We start from the raw sequence: 22,334 nt of genomic DNA on the forward strand, positions 1-22,334 counted from the left end.
CTATTTATCGAATTTTTCTGTATAAAAATCTTCATGCTGGTAGTCTATGACAAAATTTATAAAAAAATAGTCTGGGTGTATGTCAAAAGTACGATCTTTAAGCCTTACATCTCGTATCATGGTAGGTATGGTACTGGGTGTAATCGTTGGTTTTATCTTCCAAGCCATTTTAGCGGGTGAAGACGATTTCCTTATTCCACTAGGGTTATTCTCTTTACCAATTAAAGCATTTTTTGTTGATGGTATTTTCCATGTTGGTGGCCAAATTTTCATTGCAAGCTTAAAAATGCTTGTCGTGCCACTGGTTTTTGTATCATTAGTCTGTGGTACTTGTAGCTTAAGTGACCCTAAAAAATTAGGCCGTTTAGGTGGTAAGTCTATTTTGCTTTATTTAGCGACAACAGCAATCGCCATTACTGTTGCTATTACTTTAGCCTTATTAGTTAATCCTGGTGAGGGCATTAACTTACCTTCTGATGCTAACTACAGTGCAAAAGAAGCACCGACCCTTGCACAAGTTATTATTGGTATGTTCCCAACAAACCCTATTGACGCTATGGCAAGTGGTAACATGTTACAGGTTATTGTTTTTGCATTACTGTTTGGTGTTGCTATGGCCCTAAGTGGTAAAGCAGGTCAACGTGTTGCAAGTGTGTTCGAAGACTTAAACACAGTAATTTTAAAACTTGTTACCCTACTGATGAACATTGCACCTTATGGTGTCTTCTTCTTGATGGCTAAACTATTTACTACCATTGACCTAAAATTAATTAAAAGCCTTGCTTTATACTTCGGTGTAGTAGTATTCGCGTTATTATTCCACGGTTTTGTTAATTACAGTGTGCTATTAAAAATGTTCACTGGTCTTAACCCTGTGATGTTTTTAAAGAAGATGAAAAACGCCTGTCTATTTGCATTTAGTACATCTAGCTCAAGTGCAACTATGCCTATTACCCTTGAAACTGCGAGCAAGAAATTAGGTGCGCACAACTCAGTTGCTTCGTTTACTGTACCTTTAGGCGCAACCATTAACATGGACGGCACAGCAATTATGCAAGGTGTTGCGACCGTGTTCATCGCACAAGTATTTTCAGTTGACTTAACAATTTCTGATTACTTAATGGTTATTTTAACTGCAACACTTGCCTCTGTTGGTACTGCAGGTGTGCCAGGTGTCGGCCTTATTATGTTAGCCATGGTGTTAAACCAAGTAGGCTTGCCTGTAGAAGGAATTGCAATCATCATTGGTGTTGACCGCTTACTTGATATGACACGAACCGCTGTTAACGTAACAGGTGACTGTATGGTGACCTGCGTGGTCGCAAAATCTGAAGGTGAATTTGATGAGGACGTATTTAACGACCCAAATGCCGCTAAAGATTTAGAGGACTATCATAAGTCAATTAAGTAAAGACTTATTCGCAGCCAATAAAAAACCCGCTAAGTTAGCGGGTTTTTTATTGATAGTGCTGGATTATGGGTTTAAGCCTTTTAAGCGAGACATTAAACTAACACCCGCTTTACTTACCCCTGAACTTAAACCTACGGCAAGCTTATCGCTTAAATTCTTCTTAATACGGTACTTCACTTTATAGATTTGACGCTCTTTCGCTTGGCTCAATAAAATATCATCACTGGTATCAATCTTATCAACTAAGCCTTTATCAAACGCTTGTGTAGCAAACCAATGCTCACCGGTTGCAACAGTATCAATATCAAGAGACGGACGCTGCTCACTAACAAAGGTTTTAAATAAACCATGGGTTTGTTCAATTTCTTCTTTGAATTTTTCACGGCCTTTTTCGGTATTTTCACCAAAAATAGTTAACGTACGCTTGTACTCACCTGCTGTAATTTGCTCAAAGTCCACATCATTCTTTTTCAAAATTTTATGAAAGTTAGGAATTTGCGCAATTACGCCAATCGAGCCAACAATTGCAAAAGGTGCCGCCACTATCTCATTGGCCACACAGGCCATCATATAGCCCCCACTTGCCGCAACCTTATCAATCGCAACAGTTAAATGAATGCCAGCATTGCGTAAGCGTTGCAGTTGAGATGCCGCCAGACCATAACCATGAACCACACCGCCGCCGCTTTCAAGGCGTACCAGCACGCGATCTTTTTCTTTGTCAGCGATGGTTAAAATAGCGGTAATTTCTTCGCGCAGGCTTTCTACTTCGTGGGCATCAACACTGCCATTAAAATCAATTACATACAAACGTGATTTTGGCTCGTCGTTGTGCTGTTTTTTTGCTTCAGATTTTTGCTGTTTTTGGTGAGCCTTGAGCTCTTTTTTGGAAAGGGTATTTGCTATAAAGCTTTGTTTTAAGTCATCAAGTTGCTCACTCAAATCATCAATTGTTATCTCCCCTTTCTTTGCTTTGGGTTTTACTGCAGCGCCCATGATAATGGCTACAATCACCGCAAGTGCGATGACAAATGTGAGGGTCTTTGCAAAAAATAACCCATATTCATATAAAAATTCCAATCAAACTCTCCATTTATTAATGCATCGGCACAATTTACCACGCTTTAAAGTAAAAAAAAGCCACATAAAGTGGCTTTTTACTTAATTGGTTTTACTTAATTAGTAAGGTTTCGATTATTCTGTAACAACGTCTGGGTTGGTAACCTGAAGATATTGACCACGGCTTGCTAAGAACGTCGCGATTTGCAATTGCATTTCTGCAGTTGCCGCAGCACTTTCTTCAGCAGTCGCACCAGAATCAGCGGTTGCAACAGGTGTTAACACTGAGCTGTGATGGCCTTTAGTGAATTTAACCACATAGCTCATTGCATCAGCTGTCGGGCCTTGTGTTTCAGCAACGGTTGATAAACCCATTAGGTTAGCAAGAGGTAAGCTACCAGCAATTGGGTTGCTTGATACTGTTGGTGGAATAACCATATCAGCATTGTTGTTAGCACCATCGCCAACCACTACACTCATGTACACTGGCGTGCCAAGCGCTGCAACAGATGATGCATAGTTAGATGGATCACCACTATCAAGGGCTGTTTGCGCAGCAAAAGCAAACTGAGTGATCACACTTTGAATATTTGCAAGTTTTGCAGTTTCACCCGCAACCGTTAACGCGCCAATATATTCTTTATAGGCACATGTAACGAACGCGGTTTGATTAGCAGCAAGCGCACCACAGTTTGATAATGCTTCATTTTGAGTATAGGCACCAAACTCAGCTGACTCATCAATACCCGCAGCAAGTAATACAGATCCTTGTACAAATGGACCAAATGTATTTGACTCAATTAAGAAGCTTGCGATACCACCGCCACCACTGGCAAGTGCCACACTTTTCACGTTGAACATTGGATCAACTTGGTCAGCAAGCGGTGCATTAGTCACAGCAACAAATGCTGGAGCAACTACCGAGCCTAATGAATGACCTAAGAATGATACATCTTGCGCATTTAAATCAGCAGCACCTGTAAAGTTAAGACCTAAGCGTAAACCAAGTAAATCTGCAACTGATTGACGTAAGCTATCACGCGCTACTAATAACGACTGTAAATTCATGTAGCTTAATACAGAACCTGTAGAAGCATTAAAATCATCAGTACCGTCACCATTTACATCAATACCACGCTCACCATGCATAGGGTGATCGATTGCTGCTGTTGCAAAGCCTTGCATTGTTAGCTGCGCTGTAATTGCTAGCATATCTTCTTTTTTAGAAGTAATACCGTGCTGAAGGATAACAACAGGCCAACCTGTCTCAGGCATGCTTAATGCGTCTAAGCCAAGCTGAGCTCGCACTGCATTGATCACAGGTAAAATTGGTTTAGTAATTTGCACTGGTACATTAGCGATACTTTGTGTTTTTGGAATTGTGTTGTACTTAGTTAGATGTTTAGTTTGATCTAAGCCTAAATCACGTAACTTGCCACCACTTAACGCCATACAAAGGCCATCAGTTTCGCTAATAGGGTCTGTTGGGAATGAATCCCCCGCAGCAGCTGCATAACCTAATACAGCTACACCACTGTCACATAAACCTTGCCAATACGTTGCAGATAAATCGTTAACCGTTGCGCCGGTTGGTGTGGCTAAATACATAGGTAACATCACGCTACCCTTTTGATATTGCACACCACCAAATACAGGTGACACACCGGTAATACCTTGTGATGCGAATACTTGCTCAACTGTAATGACTGGTTGCTCAGGAATTTGCACCATCGGCGTTGGAAGTGCATCTTGCGTTAAACTTGCGGCAAGAAGTTGCTTTACTGTGCCAAGCACTTGACCTGCTGATTGCATAGTCATCGCAGCAGAATAGATAATTTCATCTTTTGTGATGGCACCGCCCGATGTCACTGCATCTTCATAGCTATTGATAACTGCTTGAAGTGACTTTTGCGAATCAGTAATAAGCGTAGTCTCTTCGCTCACTAGCGCATATGTTGAAGATGGCTCGATTGAACGACCTTCTGAGTCCATTAATGATGTTGTCAAAACATTAATGTAAGTGCTGCCAGCTTTAAATGGTTTAAGTGGGATCACAGCTACTGCATCACCAGAACCTTGAGTGACGAAGTCTACGCCAAAGGTTAATTCAGACACTAGTTTACAAGCAATACCTGCTGGGACTTGCGAGCAAGTTTCATCTGTTTGGCTTGCACCCATTACAACTTCAAAAATACGCACAGCGCCTGGTGAAGCAGCAGATGTCATATCAAGAGAGATCCCCGCAGGGAAAGTTAAATCGATTTTAAACGGAGTTTGTGTTGACCAGCCATCAAGCGCGCCCAGTGCTAGTTGTGGATCGGCATAGGCTGCGCGTTCAACGCTGACATTGTTGTCGTCTAATTCACCCGGTATGTTTAAAGTACCATCAAGGGTACCACTCATCAGTAAATCATTCGGTACTGAGATTACACTGTTCGCTGGGTCAAATTTTACTGTCGCGGTTGGGAGAACAGGAGGATTATCATTTTTAACATCTTCTAATGTTTCTCCTCCACCACAGCCAGTAATGGCTGACGCAATGGCTAGTGAGAGTAGCAGTTTTTTCATAATTTCGCTCCGCGCAAATATTATTGTTATTGTGTGTTCAGGGTTAAAAGTAGTTATTCTACTACCTTTATTCTAAGTTAATTTAATGTAATTAGATTATTAATAAGACATTAGACCAGTTAAAGTTAACGTAAAGTTTCAATTTTCGCCACCTTAATTTGCAATAAATTCGATAACTTGGCTTTTTGCTATGGTAAAATGATGAAAAATCTAATCGATGGTACGTTTATGCATACTTATACAGCCGCAGAGAATGCGCTAAAAGACAAAGTAATTTTAATAACAGGTGCTGGTGACGGCATTGGTCGTGTTGCCGCATTAACTTATGCAAAGCATGGTGCCACTGTTATTTTACTAGGAAAAACAACCAATAAACTTGAATGTGTTTATGACGAAATCGTAAACGCGGGCTACCCACAACCGGCCATCGTGCCGATGGATTTAAAAGGTGCCACTAAACAAAACTACCGTGATCTAGCTGCAACCATCGAAATGCAGTTTGGTAAGTTAGATGGATTACTTAATAACGCAGGTATCTTAGGTTCATTAGGTCCGCTTGAGCACTTCTGTGTATCAACATTTGAAAACATCATGAAAGTGAATGTAACCGCACAAGCTATGATCACCAAATTCATGTTTCCACTGCTTCGTAAATCAGATAGTGCATCTGTTATTTTTACTTCATCTGGTGTGGGTCGCAAAGGCCGCGAACACTGGGGTGCATATGCAATCTCAAAATTTGCTGTTGAAGGCATGATGCAAACGTGGGCTTGTGAAGTGGGTAAAACTAATATTCGCGTAAACTGTATTAACCCAGGTGCTACTCGCACATCGATGCGTGCATCAGCATACCCTGGTGAAGATAGAGATAAGTTAGCAACACCTGAAGATTTAATGCCGACTTATTTATACTTGATGAGCGACGACTCTAAAGAAGTGAACGGCCAGTCTTTAGATGCTCAACAGAAGTAAAGTAGATAGCTAATATCTAAACACAAAAAAAGCAGCTTTCGCTGCTTTTTTAATTTCCGATTAAATAAAACGTTTGATAATAAAATCAACTTTCACACGTTTAGCCTGCCCCAACAGTTTTTTAACCGGTGCAGGATAATCATCCATCGTTTCTAAGTCTTGTGGACCAGTTAAGCGACGACAATGCTGTAAAATAGCCTGCTTTTCTTGTTCAATTTGCTCAAGAATGTGCTGCTTAGGGTCGTCAATTAAAATACCGTTTTCAATATCTAAGCCCCATGCACGCGGATTTAGATTATGGCCACTTAATAAATGCAAACGTTTATCAGCGCAAATCCCTTTTAAGTGAAAAGAATTACTTTCATGCTTCCAAAGATAAACATTCAAATTACCATTATTGATATGGCGTTTCTGTGACTTTAAAAATTTATACAAAATCGTTTCGTATAAATAAGGTAATGCACCAATCTTACTAAATGGTTCACTTGGCGGCAGATAAAAATCGTTTGCTGTTTTATCCCCTACCACAATAGTTACTTGCTTACCCTGTTTTAATAAACGACGTAATGAGCGCATTAAAGGCGCTGGAAAGTTAAAGTAAGGGGTATAAAGAACAAGTTCTTGCTCTGTGGTATCAAATAACGATTTGATTAAACGATTCAGTTTATTACTTCGGCGACCTAAACCTAAGAATAAGCGCACACCCAGCTCACCAGCACTCGCTTCTGCAGCACTTTCATAACTTGCCGATTTTAATTCACGCATCAATTGTTTTTGGGCGACTTTAATATCATTAAATTTAATAAGTGGTCGCGTATCAATCCGTGGGACCGCCGCTGAACTTAAAAGATGGGTTTCGATAAAATCGATAACCGAGTTACATAAGCCTGCTTGATGAACTAAAAAATAACGGTCTAAGCGATAACGGTCATCTTGCTGCAGATATACATTATTTAAACTCGCGCCGCTGTATAATAATGTATCATCAATCACAAAGCCTTTTAGATGCAGTACCCCGAAAAGCTCTTTCGCTTTAACAGGAACACCATGTACTTTCACATTTGATTGATACTGCTCTTGAAAATCACAATACATGCTGGCATTGCCATCAGATTTTGCTGCGCCAATCAAACCTCGTTGAGCACGGTGGAAATCGACCAGCACTTTAACTTCTAACTCAGGGTTAGCAAGCGAGGCTTGATGTAATGCAGTTAAAATTTCACGGCCAGCTTCATCATCTTGTAAATACAAAGCGGTAATATAAATTCTATTTTTTGCTGAACCAATTAGACGCAATAGTTCAGTGCGATACTCTTTTGCATTTGTTAAGACTTGAACGTCTTCTGTAGTCAGCCCAAAAGCGGGCTTTTCCTGCCAAAATACCATAATTGCCTGTTCGTTTAGTTAGCTCATACCGCGAGCTAATATCAAAATTAGCTAAAACATATCAAAAAATTATTGCTTGGTCATGAATTACCGTACTTAGATCACATAACAATTCACGAACAGCTCACTTTATAAGCAAAAAGAAGCATTTAAATTATAATCAGTAAGGATTATTTGACAGCTTAGCGATTTGACTAAAAAAATAATCAGCGCTTTTGTTTACATCCGCCTTGTTTTTCTTAGAATCGGGCGCATAGACATCGTATTGAAACGTTTTTAGGAAAAACCATGAGTGACGCAAAACACTGTAAACTATTAATCTTAGGTTCTGGCCCTGCGGGGTACACAGCGGCGGTATACGCAGCACGTGCCAACCTTAACCCGGTTCTTATTACTGGTATTCAACAAGGTGGTCAATTAACGACAACCACTGAAGTTGAAAACTGGCCAGGCGATGCGCATGGTTTAACTGGCCCTGCGTTAATGGAGCGTATGAAAGAACACGCTGAGCGTTTCGAAACAGAAATCGTTTTTGACCACATTAATAAAGTTGATGTAACAAAACGCCCTTTCACTTTAACAGGTGACTCTGGCACGTATACATGTGATGCATTAATTATCGCAACCGGCGCGTCAGCTAAATACTTAGGTTTAGAATCAGAGACTAACTTCCAAGGTCGTGGTGTTTCTGCTTGTGCTACCTGTGATGGTTTCTTCTACCGCGGTCAAAAAGTAGCCGTTGTAGGTGGTGGTAACACTGCTGTTGAAGAGGCTCTTTATTTATCAAACATTGCAGATGAAGTGCATGTTATCCACCGTCGTGATAGCTTCCGTAGTGAAAAAATCTTAGCTGATCGTTTAAATGAAAAAGCGACCAACGGTAATGTTGTTCTTCATTACAACCGTACTTTGGATGAAGTGCTTGGTGACGAAATGGGTGTAACAGGCATCCGTATCAAAGCAACTGATTCTGAAGAGACAGAAAACCTAGATCTTGCCGGTGTATTCATCGCAATCGGCCACAAACCTAATACTGATATGTTTGAAGGCCAGCTTGAAATGAAAGATGGCTATTTAGTTGTTGAGTCTGGCTTAAACGGTAACGCAACACAAACAAGTGTACCTGGTGTGTTTGCTGCAGGTGATGTGTGTGATCACATCTACCGTCAAGCAATTACTTCTGCGGGTACGGGTTGTATGGCTGCACTTGATGCAGAACGTTTCTTAGATAACCTATAGTTAGTTGATCTAAAGCACTAAATACTAGGGGCTGTTGCAAAACAGCCCCTTTTTTATAGCTAAAATTTTGTTAAAATCAGAGCAAATAACAACGATACCGCTGACATGATCAAGCAACTTTACCAACTCTCGCCCGAGAGTGTTGATTTTCCAGACCCAGAACTCGCCCTTGATGAGCCCGATGGCCTATTGGCAATTGGCGGAGATTTATCAGTAGAACGAATTAAAAATGCCTACCAAACCGGCGTGTTTCCTTGGTTTAGTGATTATGAGCCCATCATGTGGTGGTCACCGAGTATGCGCGGTATTATTGAACTCGATGAATTTCATGTCAGCCGCAGTTTAAAAAAGCATTTAAAGCGTTTTCCTGTGCGTGTCACCATTAATCACGCATTTGCCCACGTTATCAATGCGTGTCGTGAACAACGTATTGATGCTGAAGGGACGTGGATCACAGAGCAAATGATGCATGCCTACATCGAAGCACACCATCAAGGTGTCGCACACAGCCTTGAAATATGGCACGAAGATGAACTCGTTGCAGGTCTGTATGGCATCATGCAAAACGGTATATTTTGTGGTGAGTCAATGTTTCATAATATTAGTAACGGCTCAAAACTGGCGATGTGGGCGTTAGTCAATTGGCTAAAGAAACATCAAGCGTATTTTATTGATTGCCAACTAGAAAACCCATATTTAATCACTTTAGGTGCAAAAGTTATCCCACGCGGAGAATTTTTAACTAGACTTAAGTTAGCGCACAGTTTTGTGCCTAAAAAAGACATGTGGCAACCGCAAGAGTTGATTAATATTTATGACTGAGCACTTACCCGCTAGGCTTGGTTTAAGCCAGCAATTTGATTGCAGTTACTTACCCGATCGTCAGGAACAGCTACTTGTTATACTCGATCCAAGTTGCTATTGCCCTGATAAATTTGAACAATTATTAGCGCTGGGTTTTAGACGCAGTGGCGACCAAATCTATCGTCCTCATTGCCCTATTTGTAATGCGTGTAATTCAGTGCGCGTTTTAGCCCAACAATTTATCCCTTCAAAATCACAAAAGCGCAAATTAAATAAAGCGAAAAAAGTTTTCACCGTTAGTTATAGTGAATACGAGCGTGCAGAATACTACCCGTTATACTGCAAATATATCACCCAAAGGCATCAAGATGGCTCCATGTTCCCACCCGATCAGAGCCAATACGAAAGTTTTTTGTTTTGCCAGTGGTTACCTGTCACATTTATTGAGTTACGAGATGACGATAAGTTAGTCGCCGTTGCAGTAACCGATTGCATGCATAACGCTATCTCAGCGATTTACACATTTTTTGACCCAGATTATGAACACTACAGTATTGGTAGCATCATGATCATGGAGCAAATTCAGTTTGCTAAACAACAAGCAAAACAATTTGTCTATTTGGGATATCAAATCGACGAATGCAACAAAATGAAATATAAAACCCAATTTTTGCCTGCACAAAAGCATATTGGCGATGAGTGGTTGGCGATTTAATTTACAAAATTAAGCCCTGTAGCTTTACTTATTGCTGTATTTTCGGCAAAATCTGCAGCGTTTAACTATTAAAGAGGTGTTACGCTAAACATGGCGAAAGAAGACGTAATCGAAATGCAAGGTACGGTCCTTGATACTTTACCAAATACAATGTTCCGAGTTGAGCTAGAAAATGGTCACGTAGTTGTGGCTCATATCTCTGGTAAAATGCGCAAAAACTACATCCGCATCTTAACTGGCGACAAAGTAACCGTAGAAATGACTCCTTACGATTTATCGAAAGGTCGCATCGTATTCCGTGCTCGCTAAGTTAGTGCGTTAACGAGAGATTTAGCTTTTTGCTGCTTTGAATGAGCAGATGTGTTTATTACAAAGAGCTAAAAGCGTTTGTTAAATGGTGTTCAAACTAACTTAGTTTTAATTCCATTTAATAAACAAAAAGCCCAGCAGTTGCTGGGCTTTTTGTTTTCAGTAAAAACAGCTTAAGCCGTTTCTAAGCTAGTCTCAAAATCAAAGTGAATTTTCTTATCTTTCACAGATACTTTAACCGAACCGCCATCAGCGAGTTCACCAAACAAGATTGCGTTTGCTAGTGGCTTTTTAAGCTCCTCTTGAATAACACGTGCCATCGGACGTGCACCCATTGCTTTATCATAGCCTTTATCTGCCAACCACTCTCTTGCTTTAGAAGTAAGCTCAAAGTTAACTGATTTCTTATCAAGTTGAGCTTGTAATTCAACAATGAATTTATCAACCACTTGCAAGATAACTTCTTTCTCAAGGTGGTTAAACCAAATGATGTTATCTAAGCGGTTTCTAAACTCTGGTGAAAACACTTTATTGATTTCACTCATCGCATCGTGTGAATGGTCTTGCTCTGTAAATCCAATCGACTTACGAACCGTTTCTTGTACACCCGCATTTGTCGTCATCACTAATACCACGTTTCTGAAATCAGCTTTCCGGCCATTATTATCAGTCAGTGTACCGTGATCCATTACTTGCAATAGGATGTTATAAATATCTGAATGCGCTTTTTCGATTTCGTCTAGTAGTACAACCGCATGCGGATTCTTAATTACCGCTTCAGTTAGTAAGCCACCTTGTTCAAAACCAACATAACCTGGAGGTGCACCAATTAAACGACTCACCGCATGGCGTTCAACATACTCAGACATATCAAAACGAATAAACTCAACACCCATACACTTAGCAAGTTGCTTAGTCACCTCTGTTTTACCAACCCCTGTTGGGCCCGCAAATAAGAATGAACCTACTGGCTTGTCTTCGTTAGCAAGGCCTGAGCGCGATAAACGAATTGCCGAAGTCAGTGCATCAATCGATTGATCTTGTCCAAACACCAGCATCTTCAAGTTGCGATCAAGATTCTTCAATGTTTCTTTATCGCTTGATGAAACACTTTGCTGAGGAATACGCGCCATTTTAGAGACGATCAACTCAATATCAGCCACACCAATGGTTTTCTTACGTTTCGATGCTGGCTGTAAACGTTGATTCGCCCCAGCTTCATCGATGACATCAATTGCCTTGTCCGGTAAATGGCGTTCATTGATATATTTAGCACTAAGCTCAGCAGCAGCCTTTAATGCTTTTTGAGTGTAACGAATACCATGGTGCTCTTCATAACGCTCTTTTAAGCCGTTAAGAATTTTCGTGGTATCAGCCACACTCGGCTCAAGTACATCGATTTTTTGGAAACGACGTACTAACGCACGGTCTTTTTCAAAGATATTCTTAAACTCATTGTATGTTGTTGAGCCCATGCAACGTAGCTTACCACTTGAAAGTAATGGTTTAATTAGGTTCGAAGCATCCATTACGCCACCGGATGCCGCACCGGCACCTATGATGGTATGAATTTCATCAATAAATAAAATTGAACCTGGTTTAGCTTGTAACTCTTTAAGTAGCGATTTGAAACGTTTTTCAAAATCACCACGGTATTTAGTACCCGCCAATAATGCGCCCATGTCGAGTGAATAAACCACGGCATCAGCAATCACTTCAGGTACTTCTTTGTTTACGATACGATAAGCAAGGCCTTCTGCAATCGCGGTTTTACCCACCCCTGCTTCACCCACTAAGAGCGGGTTGTTTTTCTTACGGCGACATAACACTTGTACAGTGCGCTCAACTTCGTTATCACGGCCGACCAATGGGTCGATATTGCCATCGATAGCTTGCTGATTCAGGTTAGTCGTAAAGTTTTCAAGTTTAGTTGGCTCTTCGCCTTGTACTTCTTGCACTTCTTCATGTATGTCATCGTGGTCCTCACCGCCGATGTCATCATCTGCTTTTGAGATACCATGTGAAATAAAGTTAACAATATCTAAACGATTAACGTCTGATTTTTTAAGTAAATAAACAGCTTGGCTTTCTTGCTCAGAAAAAATAGCAACCAGTACATTTACGCCTGTTACTTCGTTTTTGCCCGATGACTGCACGTGAAATACTGCGCGCTGTAGAACACGCTGAAAGCCTAACGTTGGCTGAGTTTCTCTGTCTTCCTCAAGATCTGGAATAACAGGCGTTGTTTCATCAATAAAATCTGATAATTCGACTTTTAATGCGCTCATATCTACGCCACAGGCGTTTAGCGCTTCTCCAGCAGAAGGGTTATCGAGCAGTGCAAGTAAAAGATGCTCGACAGTCATAAATTCATGACGACGTGTTCTCGCTTCGCGAAACGCCGCATTCAAGGTTAGTTCTAAGTCTTTGTTTAGCATTGGCAACCCCTTACTGAGATAATATTTATATACCGTTGTGACGGGCTAATTGGTTCACCCTACCTTGGTATTTATTCCTGCTCACAACTACATAGCAGTGGATGCTCGTTGTCTCGCGCGTAACGATTAACTTGTTCAGCTTTGGTATGTGCTACATCAGCGCTGTAAACACCGCATATCGCTTTACCATTATGATGAACTTGAAGCATCACATCTGTTGCTCTATCGCTATCCATATTAAAAAACGTCATTAGTACTTCTATCACAAAGTCCATAGGCGTGTAATCATCATTATTCAAAATGACTTTATATTTTCGCGGTGGTTGCAATTTTTGCTTTTCACTATCGCGAACCGTTTCAATAACACCAGAATCTTTCATGCCACTCATAATTAAATATAGTCTTGTCTTTAGAACTCAAGCAAACTTGAATAAAAAAATAAATAAATTGTTAAAAAATAGTCTAAAACACTTGACTGACTGGCTAAATAAACTACAGTCAAATATAGATTGATTAATCATTAGTCAGTCTAGCAAATTACACGGTTTAGAATAACTAAATTAGTCAACTTATAGAAGGATGTAGAAGTATGGCTTGTGGAAAAGTCAAATGGTTCAACAATGCCAAAGGTTTTGGCTTCATCGTAGAAGACGGCAGCGAGACTGATATCTTCGCTCATTACTCAACGATTGTAATGGACGGTTATAAAACACTTAAAGCTGGTCAAGATGTAACATTCGAATTGCAACAAGGTCCAAAAGGGTTACACGCAACGAATATTGCGCCTAACGATGAAATCTCTTAGGTAAAACCTATTCGAGTATCAAGCGAGCGACCTTGTTAAGTTCCTCGCTTACTCTTCCCTCACTAAATATATCCTTATTATTCTCTTGAAATTCCATTTCTTTACCCCAATTGTTTAATTGTTATTAGCCCTTTAGAGCCAAGCTTGTTACACTCTTGTTGCTCAAATTTAGCTTTTTCGTCATTTTTTGACGTACGGCTTTTGGCTAATTTCATAATTAGCTCAAATGAGCTATAAGAATTTTACAGTCTGTCAGCTGTGGTTATTTTAATACGACGTATTGAGTTGCAACAGCTAACAGACTGCTTGCTGTTGTTTTATCAAGGGGCTTAAACTTGGTAATTCAAAGCTATCTATTGCATTGTTGAATATGGCTAATTAAGGGTTACTGTTAGCAGTCATTACCAAACATTACGCCAACTATCTAGGAATGATGATGACATCAAAAATTATCTATACTAAAACAGATGAAGCGCCAGCTCTAGCGACGTATTCATTGTTACCAATCATCCAAGCGTACACTAACGCGGCGGGTGTTGAAGTTGAAACTCGCGACATTTCATTAGCGGGCCGTGTAATTGCGAACTTCCCTGAGTACCTAACTGAAGATCAACGTATTGATGACGCACTTGCTGAATTAGGTGAAATGGCTAAGACACCTGAAGCTAACATTATCAAATTACCTAACATCAGTGCTTCTATTCCTCAGTTACGTGCGGTAATTAAAGAGTTACAAGAAAAAGGTTACGCATTACCTGATTACCCATCAGAGCCAAAAACTGATGAAGAAAAGAAAGTTAAAGCAACTTACGACAAAATCAAAGGTTCTGCAGTAAACCCTGTACTTCGTGAAGGTAACTCAGACCGCCGTGCTCCTGGTTCAGTAAAAGAATATGCACGTAACAATCCACACTCAATGGGTGCATGGAGCAAAGATTCTCAGTCTTACGTTGCAAGCATGGAAGACGGTGACTTCTTCGGTTCTGAGCAATCAGTAACGGTTGCAGAAGCAACTGACGTACGTATCGAGCATGTTGCTGAAAACGGTGATATCACTGTTCTTAAAGCAAGTACACCATTACTAGCGGGTGAAGTAATTGACGCTTCGCGCATGAGTGCTGCTAAGCTGCAAGCTTTCCTTGCTCAAGAAATTCAAGCAGCGAAAGACAAAGGTGTGCTGTTCTCATTACATATGAAAGCAACCATGATGAAAGTGTCTGATCCAATCATCTTCGGTCACGCTGTAAAAGTATTCTTCAAAGACGTATTCACGAAACACGCTGATCTTTTCAAAGAACTAGATGTTGATGTAAACAACGGCTTTGGTGATGTATTTGCAAAAATTGAAAGCCTAGATGCAGCTAAAAAAGCTGAAATTGAAGCTGATATTCAAGCGGTATATGACAACAACCCTGCTATCGCAATGGTTGATTCTGACCGTGGTATCACCAACCTTCACGTACCAAGCGATGTGATTATTGATGCATCAATGCCTGCTGCAATCCGTTCTAGCGGTCAAATGTGGAATAGCGAAGGTAAATTACAAGACACGAGCTTTGTAATTCCAGATCGTTGTTACTCAGGCGTTTACCAAGCAACTATCGATTTCTGTAAAGAAAACGGTGCATTCGATCCAACAACTATGGGTAGCGTACCTAACGTTGGTCTTATGGCACAAAAAGCTGAAGAGTACGGTTCACACGACAAAACGTTTGAAGTAGCCGCTGCGGGTACTATCCGTGTAGTAGACACCGCTGGTACAACTTTACTTGAGCATGCTGTTGAGCAAGGTGATATCTGGCGTATGTGTCAGGTGAAAGACGCACCAATTCAAGATTGGGTTAAACTTGCTGTTAACCGCGCTCGCGCAACTGGCACGCCAGCAGTTTTCTGGTTAGACGAAAACCGTGCACACGATGCCGAGTTAATCAAAAAAGTAAACGCGTATTTACCACAACATGATACTGACGGTCTTGAGATCCACATCTTAGCACCAATTGAAGCAACTAAATTCTCTTTAGAGCGCATCAAAGAAGGTAAAGACACAATTTCAGTAACGGGTAACGTTTTACGTGACTACCTAACTGACTTATTCCCAATCCTTGAGCTTGGTACAAGTGCGAAAATGCTTTCTATCGTACCACTTATGAATGGTGGTGGTTTATTCGAAACGGGTGCAGGTGGTTCAGCGCCTAAACACGTTCAACAATTCGAAAAAGAAAACCACTTACGTTGGGATTCATTAGGTGAATTCTTAGCACTAGCGGCTTCTTTAGAGCACCTAGCGGTTAATACTGGTAATAAGAAAGCACAAGTACTTGCTGATACACTTGATAAAGCAACAGGTACTTTCCTAGCTGAAAACAAATCACCTTCACGTAAAGTGAAAGAGATTGATAACCGTGGTTCACACTTCTTCCTTTCATTATTCTGGGCACAAGAACTGGCTGCACAAAATGATGATGCGGAATTAAAAGCACAATTCACACAAATCGCAGCTGATCTTGAGTCTCAAAAAGACCAAATCGTTACTGAATTAAACGATGCACAAGGTCCAGCTATGAGCGTTGGTGGTTATTACCAGCCAAATGATGAGTTAGCATTTAAAGCAATGCGCCCAAGCTCAACATTTAATGACATTCTAGCTAAGCTGGTTTAATTCCTTAAACCTAATTCATTAGCTAACAAAAGGGCTACCTCTACGTGTGTTGAACACGAAAGAGGTAGCTCTTTTTTTTGCTTAAGCGATTCATGAATTGAATTTTATTATTCTAAATCAGAAGTTTTAGCTTAAATAGCGACAGGTTTTATCTCTCAAAACGATTAAGTATTATTGAGAATTGCTAGCATACCTCTCACTTATGGCATTCATTTTCACACCACTTTAGCAAAGCCGTTTTCACGCATTGGTAATCAATCGGCTTAGCAACAAAATCATTCATTCCTGCTGCAAAACATCGCCGTTTATCCGCTTCAAGTACATTGGCGGTTAAGGCAATAATAGGGGTATCTTTATATGCTGGCATTTTTCTTATGCATATTGTTGCTTGTGGGCCATCAAGTACCGGCATCTGCATATCCATAAAAATAATATCAAAGTTATTTTGCAGGTTGTTTTCCTCACTATGTTCCTTACATAGCGCAACGGCCTGCTCACCATCCCCTGCTATTTTTATTGAGCTTATACCAAACTCATTTAACATCGCTTCGATAACAACCTGATTAATATCATTGTCTTCGACGACCAGTACATTTAGTGATGAAAAGTCTAGTTGTTCTTCTTCGGTTTCTTGCTTATTTACGACTTCAAACTCAGATTGCTCAATAACCTGTGTAGTTTTTAGTTCAAAATAAAAACGAGACCCCTGCCCAACCTCACTCTCAACTTGCAAAGGAGCGTCCATTAAATTTAGTAATTTACTTGAGATAGCAAGGCCAAGTCCTGTGCCACCGAAGCGCCGTGTAATTGAGGTATCTGCTTGAGAAAACGCTTCAAATAGCTTACCGAGATTTTCTTTTGCGATACCTATTCCTGTATCAATCACGCTAAATTTGATGCTCAGATTATCGCTACCAAGCTCGTTAATTTTTACGTTGAGTGTCACACTGCCTTTTTCAGTGAACTTTATTGCATTCCCTAACAGGTTGATAAGCACTTGTTTTAAGCGTGTTTCATCAGCAAGAAAAATACAATGCAGCAGTTCATCTGCAACAGAAATATGTAATTTGATATGCTTGCTTTTTGCTTGCTCTGCAAATAGATGCTTTAGCTCATCTAACAATGAATTTAAGTGAATTGGTATTGGTGCAAGTTCAATTTTAGATGCTTCAATTTTACTGATATCTAAAATGTCATTAATAATGACCAATAGTCCAGTCCCTGAAGATTGAATAATATTAAGCATCTTCATTTGTTCATGTGTCAGCTTGGTACGCCCAAGCTGCCTTGCCATTCCTAAAATGCCATTCATTGGAGTGCGAATTTCATGACTCATGTTTGCCAGAAATTCTGACTTAACTTTGGTGGTGTGTTCTGCCGTTTTCTTCGCTTGGGTAAGATCTTGGCTTAACACCCGAAATCTATCTGCTGCAGTTGCAAGCACACCAATTTCATCGTTGCGCTTTAAATCATAAATGGGTGCTGATAAATCACCAGCTAAGAAGTATTGAAAACTTGCAGTTAAACGTGTGATTGCACGCGATATATGCAGGTGGAAAAAGATGGCAAGCGCGATAATATAAATAACCACGCCAACAGCAAGAAAACGCAGAGTTTGATCTGTTTTTATGACTGTTTCTTGCGCTTCCCTTTTAATCTTTTGTAATTTTGCTAAAGATTGCTCCCTGAGTTTATCGGCAAGGGTACTGAACTCAATGGCATCGCCAGCCATAACAACATTAACCAAACTTAAATAGTTTCGGTTAGCCTGCACGCCTTTCGAAAAAGCCTGCTGATATGTTTTTGCATAGTCACGGTTTTTGCTTAATTCTGTATTGGTTGACGTTTTATTTGATAAGATAGCTAGTGCCTTATTAACCGCAGCTCTTTTAGAATAATCCTTTTTGGCAAGAAACAAGGAAGCATCACGATGCAATTCATGCCATACATTGAGATGCTCGGTGATAACCAGTATTTCTTCAGTGTTAGTCGCCGTTAATTTAAGGCCATTTAATTCATTGATGGCAGCTAAATAGATTTGCGGTAACTCAACGTCAGTAAGTTCTGTTTTGATTTCATAACGCTTGGCAAGCACATCTAAATTTTCACCGTACCGTGAAATCAGTTGTGTCATTGAATTTAAATACACTTGGCTTTCAAGTTCATCACTTTTCAAATCAACACTTTCTAAGCGTGTTTTTATACTTTCAAAGTTCTCTATGATTTTACTAAATACCGTTTTACTACCTGAGAATCCATAAACAGAGATATCCCGCTGCATTTCAACGATATCTTTATTTATTCGAAGAATAGCCACAGCATAATTACTGATACGGCTTATATCGTTAAAGGATGCTTCAATTCTTTGCAATCGCTTGTTCAAGACAAAGTAGCTCGCCCCCATTGCAAGTAATACAAGCGTCAATGCTAATAACACCTTGGCCGCCAAAGACCTAGAAACAATTGTTAGCAAAGTAATTCCTTATGAGTTCAATAACTCATACCATTTATCTAAACTGTAATCATAGTTAGGCATTACCGTATTCCATACCGCTATATTTGAAAAGCGCTTGATATAGCTGCCTCCATCGCGGACTTGACCCGCTTGCACAGATATTTTTCCGTCTGTTCCGCGTAAATCGATGGATGCTTCTTGCCCTTCATACCAATATTGCCATTCAGCTTTTGACATAAGAGGCTGACTCCGCTCTGGGTTTGAAATGTAATAGCCTTGTCTTGCTATAAACGCGCCTGGGTAGCCAGAAAGCCACCAATTCATGTATTCATAGGCAGCATCTTTAACATGCCCCTGTGCATTTGCAGATAAGCACATTACCCCATGCCAAGCACGATAGCCTTCTTTTGGAGAGGCATACACAACGGGTATACCTTGCCCTTTGCAAGCGCTGACACCGGGCGAAAACATGCTTTGAATCGTGACGCGCTTCATTTTCATAAAATCGACGGATTGCGGTACCGAAGTCCAAAAGCCAGCGAAGTGACCCTGCCTTTTCTTTTGCAATAAAATTGCAAACAGCTGGTCAATTTCGCTAATACTCATATTGCCCATATCTTTAAATGTCATCAGCCCCTGCGCTTCGGCAGCCAGTGCAGCATCAAAAATACCGATTGTTGGCGCATTAACAAGGGCGACCTTACCTTTATTCTTTTCATCGAGTAACCAAGACCAAGACTCTGTTTCGTAAGGAGTACCCTGTTTTATAAATTGTGTGTTGTAGCCAAACGAGTCAACATTGTGTACATAAGGCATAAAACTTATTGCATTGGTTGGTGTAGTCGCAAGCGAACCATCTGCTTGTACGTATAGAAGTTTGTTGGGTGAGTCACCAGCGCCTAATTTAGCATCAGGTACAATTTTTCCCGTTTTAGAAAGTGGATTAATTTCCTGCCAATAAGTAAGCCGCTCTGTTTCGATAGGCTGAATTGCACCTGCTTGCCAGAGAATGTTAATTGAATCTGACCATTGCTCATATAAATCGAAACTACTTGGATCTGAAGCTGCTTTTTGCAACACTGCGGCACTGCCCATTGGAGTAAATTCAATATTAATACCCAGCTCAAGCATCGCTTTTTGCCTGAGCTCTTCTTGTAGAGTTACGTGGGTGCCCATTACCCTAATTGTAGGCGTGCTCTTCGCGAACACATAAGGAGCCTTGAAAGCAAGTGTTGAAGCCACAGCACCAACACCTAATGTCTTAAGAAAGTCACGGCGGTTATCAGAGTAGTCCATTTAGCAATCCAACATTTTAAACCCATTAAAAGTATAGGTTAAATTTCGAAATTGCCTAAAATAAGTACTAATTTACCTTGTTATAATTTTTCTATCCTGAGCAGCCATACAACACGAATGCTTACATTGAAAAATGCTCTTTTGCAGTTGCTATTGCTTGTTCAATGGCCGTGTTTTTAACAGGTTTTGAAACAAATAAATCCATTCCAGCTTGTTTGCAGGCTGCCTTATCATCTGCAGAGGTGTTGGCTGTTAAAGCGATGATATAGGTTTTATCCGTTGGGCAGATTTGCTCCTCTCTTAAAATACGGGTTGCTTCAATACCATCCATTTCAGGCATTACACAATCCATAAAAATTAGATTGTAATTGTTTTGCTTACACTTATTTATCGCATCAATCCCATCGCAGGCATAATCGGCCGTTAAACCTAATTTCTCAAGATGCGCTTTCAAAACAAATCGATTTATTTGATTGTCATCAACAACCAGTATTGATAGAGGCAAGGTTGAAAAGTCGATATCACAGGTAAGTAGCGCATCATGTGATTGTGGCTGCCCGAGCTTTAGAGGTAGTTGAATATCAAAACAACTGCCTTTTTGATATTCGCTACTGACCTGTATTGTGCCACCCATATAATCAATCAGTTCTTTGACAATAGCGAGCCCAAGGCCTGTTCCGCCTTGCTTACGCTCTTTTGTAACCTCTTGTGTAAAGGGTGAAAATAGCGATTTCATAAAGCTCTCGGTCATCCCTATTCCTGTATCGCTAACCTGTAAATGAAGGCTCACATCACCATCATGATGTTTAGCAGATACCTTAAGCTTTATTTCACCCTGCTCAGTAAACTTTAACGCGTTACTCAGTAAGTTTGAGGCTATTTGAGTGAGTCGAGTATTGTCACAATAAATCCAACATTCATCACTAATATCAATGTCGACGTCAAAATTGAGATTCTTTTCCTGGTATAAAGGTAAATATAATGACGCAAGATCAACAAAGATTGTTTTTAGTAAAAAGTGACTAGGCTCTAATTTGAGTTCACCATGATTTATCTTAGAAAAGTCGAGCACTTCGTTGATGATGTTTAACAAAATATCAGCACTTCGTAGTGCAACTTTGAGTTTTTCTTCTCGCTTTTGCTCTGACTTTTCATAAAGTAAAGTCGTTAGCATGCCTGTAATGCCATTTAACGGCGTGCGCAGTTCATGGCTAATTTTAGCCAGCAAGATACTGCGATCTTCAAGTGTACGTTCAGCATCCGCTTTTTGCTTTTTAAGCTCTTCACGAAGTAGCACCTCTTTCGTGACATCTTGAAAAGTACCAATTAAACGAATGCATTGCCCGTTTTCAAATTCAGCTTCGCCATACGTTGAAACCCATATAGGATTCCCTTTTGCTGTGATGAGCTGAATTTCGATATTCCAATCTTTACCCTGCTCGATTGCTTCTTGGACTACGTGTTGTATTGCATCACGACTTTCACCTTCTTTATAAAACTCAATGGCCGTTTCAAGATTAGGGGAATAATCTGCAGGGACTTCGTGGATAGCTTTCGTTTGCTTGCTCCAGTACAATTTACTGGCCAACAAATCGAGTTCCCATGAACCAATTCGAGCGACCTCTTCCACTTGCGCCAGCATGTAGTTTTTTTTCAATAACCGTTCAGATGAAGCATTTCGTGCCAATTCATTCCCTAACCACTGAGCAAATAGCTCAACATAATCATGGGACTCTTCACTAAATGGCTCTGATACATTCGGGGCAGAGAAGTTAACTGTACCAAATACTTTTTTGCCAACATAAATAGGTGCACCTATGTATGACTCAAGTTGGAAATTTACATAACAAGGGTGCTGTGCAATATGGCTTTTTGATGCATGATGAAACGACAAAGCCTTGTTCGCTTCAAGAGTATGAGTACAATAGGTTCCCTCAATATCAAACTGCGTTCCAACAGCAATCGCATCATCAGGTGCAACCACATGAATGACCGTATAGAGCTTGTCATCAACTTGACTCACAATCGCAAATTCGAGTTCGAAAACATCTAAACCAAATTGCAGTAACTTGACTACTTTACTAGAAAAATCAATTTCTTGGTTTGATACTATATCGTGAAATTGGCGCAGAAAGTTCAACCTAGCTCCCTAGTTATACGAATTTTATTTTGCTCTAAAGAAGCATACCAAGAATTTCAAATAACAACAGCAGGAATC

16 protein-coding genes are annotated in these 22,334 nt (G+C 40.3%); 8 read left to right on the forward strand and 8 right to left on the reverse strand.

Features of this window, described 5'->3' with window-relative positions; all coding sequences use genetic code 11:
• The first annotated feature begins 79 nt into the window (after window positions 1-79).
• Window positions 80-1,411 carry a dicarboxylate/amino acid:cation symporter gene (locus CWC28_RS11315; protein ID WP_063705719.1) on the forward strand — a complete coding sequence of 444 codons (1,332 nt, stop codon included), beginning with the start codon at window positions 80-82 and terminating at the stop codon, window positions 1,409-1,411.
• A 63-nt stretch (window positions 1,412-1,474) separates the two neighbouring features.
• Here the strand turns inward: CWC28_RS11315 and sohB are convergent, their stop codons facing one another.
• Both sohB and CWC28_RS11325 read right to left on the reverse strand, forming a co-directional pair.
• Entirely contained in the window at window positions 1,475-2,491 is a 1,017-nt protein-coding gene (sohB, locus tag CWC28_RS11320) for a protease SohB (RefSeq protein ID WP_063705721.1), read from the reverse strand.
• Between the two features lie 114 nt (window positions 2,492-2,605).
• Window positions 2,606-5,038 carry a VolA/Pla-1 family phospholipase gene (locus CWC28_RS11325; protein WP_063705723.1) on the reverse strand — a complete coding sequence of 811 codons (2,433 nt, stop codon included), beginning with the start codon at window positions 5,036-5,038 and terminating at the stop codon, window positions 2,606-2,608.
• A 228-nt stretch (window positions 5,039-5,266) separates the two neighbouring features.
• Here CWC28_RS11325 and CWC28_RS11330 point away from each other — a divergent pair, with 228 nt between their 5' ends.
• Window positions 5,267-6,010, forward strand: a complete 744-nt coding sequence (locus tag CWC28_RS11330) for a YciK family oxidoreductase (protein WP_063706185.1) — start codon at window positions 5,267-5,269, stop codon at window positions 6,008-6,010.
• 60 nt (window positions 6,011-6,070) lie between these two features.
• Here the strand turns inward: CWC28_RS11330 and pssA are convergent, their stop codons facing one another.
• A complete protein-coding gene (pssA, locus tag CWC28_RS11335; protein WP_105174023.1) occupies window positions 6,071-7,396 on the reverse strand; it encodes a CDP-diacylglycerol--serine O-phosphatidyltransferase in 1,326 nt (441 codons plus the stop codon).
• A gap of 288 nt (window positions 7,397-7,684) precedes the next feature.
• On the opposite strand from pssA, the gene trxB reads away from it, so the two are divergent.
• From trxB to infA, 4 genes are all read left to right on the forward strand, one after another.
• Complete coding sequence (gene trxB / locus CWC28_RS11340) at window positions 7,685-8,635, forward strand: thioredoxin-disulfide reductase (protein WP_063705728.1); 951 nt, start codon at window positions 7,685-7,687, stop codon at window positions 8,633-8,635.
• Between the two features lie 105 nt (window positions 8,636-8,740).
• Entirely contained in the window at window positions 8,741-9,457 is a 717-nt protein-coding gene (gene aat, locus CWC28_RS11345; protein WP_063705731.1) for a leucyl/phenylalanyl-tRNA--protein transferase, read from the forward strand.
• The gene (locus CWC28_RS11350; protein WP_063705734.1) at window positions 9,450-10,154 is read left to right on the forward strand and encodes an arginyltransferase; all 705 of its coding nucleotides are present in this window, start codon (window positions 9,450-9,452) and stop codon (window positions 10,152-10,154) included. The genes aat and CWC28_RS11350 overlap by 8 nt, the downstream gene beginning before the upstream one ends.
• 90 nt (window positions 10,155-10,244) lie before the next feature.
• Complete coding sequence (gene infA, locus CWC28_RS11355; protein ID WP_002962494.1) at window positions 10,245-10,463, forward strand: translation initiation factor IF-1; 219 nt, start codon at window positions 10,245-10,247, stop codon at window positions 10,461-10,463.
• Window positions 10,464-10,636: 173 nt separating this feature from the next.
• Here the strand turns inward: infA and clpA are convergent, their stop codons facing one another.
• Window positions 10,637-12,901, reverse strand: coding sequence for an ATP-dependent Clp protease ATP-binding subunit ClpA (clpA, locus tag CWC28_RS11360; protein ID WP_063705738.1), 2,265 nt, complete (start codon window positions 12,899-12,901; stop codon window positions 10,637-10,639).
• Between the two features lie 71 nt (window positions 12,902-12,972).
• Window positions 12,973-13,281 carry an ATP-dependent Clp protease adapter ClpS gene (clpS, locus tag CWC28_RS11365; protein ID WP_161804337.1) on the reverse strand — a complete coding sequence of 103 codons (309 nt, stop codon included), beginning with the start codon at window positions 13,279-13,281 and terminating at the stop codon, window positions 12,973-12,975.
• Window positions 13,282-13,490: 209 nt separating this feature from the next.
• On the opposite strand from clpS, the gene cspD reads away from it, so the two are divergent.
• A complete protein-coding gene (gene cspD, locus CWC28_RS11370) occupies window positions 13,491-13,706 on the forward strand; it encodes a cold shock domain-containing protein CspD (RefSeq protein WP_036968098.1) in 216 nt (71 codons plus the stop codon).
• Between the two features lie 436 nt (window positions 13,707-14,142).
• Window positions 14,143-16,365, forward strand: a complete 2,223-nt coding sequence (locus tag CWC28_RS11375; RefSeq protein WP_063705741.1) for an NADP-dependent isocitrate dehydrogenase — start codon at window positions 14,143-14,145, stop codon at window positions 16,363-16,365.
• Window positions 16,366-16,561: 196 nt separating this feature from the next.
• Here the strand turns inward: CWC28_RS11375 and CWC28_RS11380 are convergent, their stop codons facing one another.
• The 3 genes from CWC28_RS11380 to CWC28_RS11390 all read right to left on the reverse strand — a co-directional run bounded on the left by CWC28_RS11380 (window position 16,562) and on the right by CWC28_RS11390 (window position 22,256).
• Window positions 16,562-18,838, reverse strand: a complete 2,277-nt coding sequence (locus CWC28_RS11380; RefSeq protein WP_063705743.1) for an ATP-binding protein — start codon at window positions 18,836-18,838, stop codon at window positions 16,562-16,564.
• A 9-nt stretch (window positions 18,839-18,847) separates the two neighbouring features.
• Window positions 18,848-20,116 carry an ABC transporter substrate-binding protein gene (locus tag CWC28_RS11385; protein WP_063705745.1) on the reverse strand — a complete coding sequence of 423 codons (1,269 nt, stop codon included), beginning with the start codon at window positions 20,114-20,116 and terminating at the stop codon, window positions 18,848-18,850.
• Between the two features lie 121 nt (window positions 20,117-20,237).
• On the reverse strand, window positions 20,238-22,256 hold the full coding sequence (locus CWC28_RS11390) for a hybrid sensor histidine kinase/response regulator (protein WP_063705747.1): 2,019 nt from the start codon (window positions 22,254-22,256) through the stop codon (window positions 20,238-20,240).
• Window positions 22,257-22,334 lie beyond the last annotated feature (78 nt).

The sequence above is a fragment of the Pseudoalteromonas sp. S4492 genome (assembly GCF_005886115.1).
Classification (GTDB): Bacteria; Pseudomonadota; Gammaproteobacteria; order Enterobacterales; family Alteromonadaceae; genus Pseudoalteromonas; species Pseudoalteromonas gelatinilytica.

Coding starts and splice junctions, on each gene's coding strand:
- CWC28_RS11315 (WP_063705719.1), top strand. CDS start 80: ATGTCAAAAGTACGATCTTTAAGCCTTACATCTCGTATCATGGTAGGT.
- CWC28_RS11325 (WP_063705723.1), bottom strand. CDS start 5,038: ATGAAAAAACTGCTACTCTCACTAGCCATTGCGTCAGCCATTACTGGC.
- CWC28_RS11330 (WP_063706185.1), top strand. CDS start 5,267: ATGCATACTTATACAGCCGCAGAGAATGCGCTAAAAGACAAAGTAATT.
- pssA (WP_105174023.1), bottom strand. CDS start 7,396: ATGGTATTTTGGCAGGAAAAGCCCGCTTTTGGGCTGACTACAGAAGAC.
- trxB (WP_063705728.1), top strand. CDS start 7,685: ATGAGTGACGCAAAACACTGTAAACTATTAATCTTAGGTTCTGGCCCT.
- aat (WP_063705731.1), top strand. CDS start 8,741: ATGATCAAGCAACTTTACCAACTCTCGCCCGAGAGTGTTGATTTTCCA.
- CWC28_RS11350 (WP_063705734.1), top strand. CDS start 9,450: ATGACTGAGCACTTACCCGCTAGGCTTGGTTTAAGCCAGCAATTTGAT.
- infA (WP_002962494.1), top strand. CDS start 10,245: ATGGCGAAAGAAGACGTAATCGAAATGCAAGGTACGGTCCTTGATACT.
- clpA (WP_063705738.1), bottom strand. CDS start 12,901: ATGCTAAACAAAGACTTAGAACTAACCTTGAATGCGGCGTTTCGCGAA.
- clpS (WP_161804337.1), bottom strand. CDS start 13,281: ATGAAAGATTCTGGTGTTATTGAAACGGTTCGCGATAGTGAAAAGCAA.
- cspD (WP_036968098.1), top strand. CDS start 13,491: ATGGCTTGTGGAAAAGTCAAATGGTTCAACAATGCCAAAGGTTTTGGC.
- CWC28_RS11375 (WP_063705741.1), top strand. CDS start 14,143: ATGACATCAAAAATTATCTATACTAAAACAGATGAAGCGCCAGCTCTA.
- CWC28_RS11385 (WP_063705745.1), bottom strand. CDS start 20,116: ATGGACTACTCTGATAACCGCCGTGACTTTCTTAAGACATTAGGTGTT.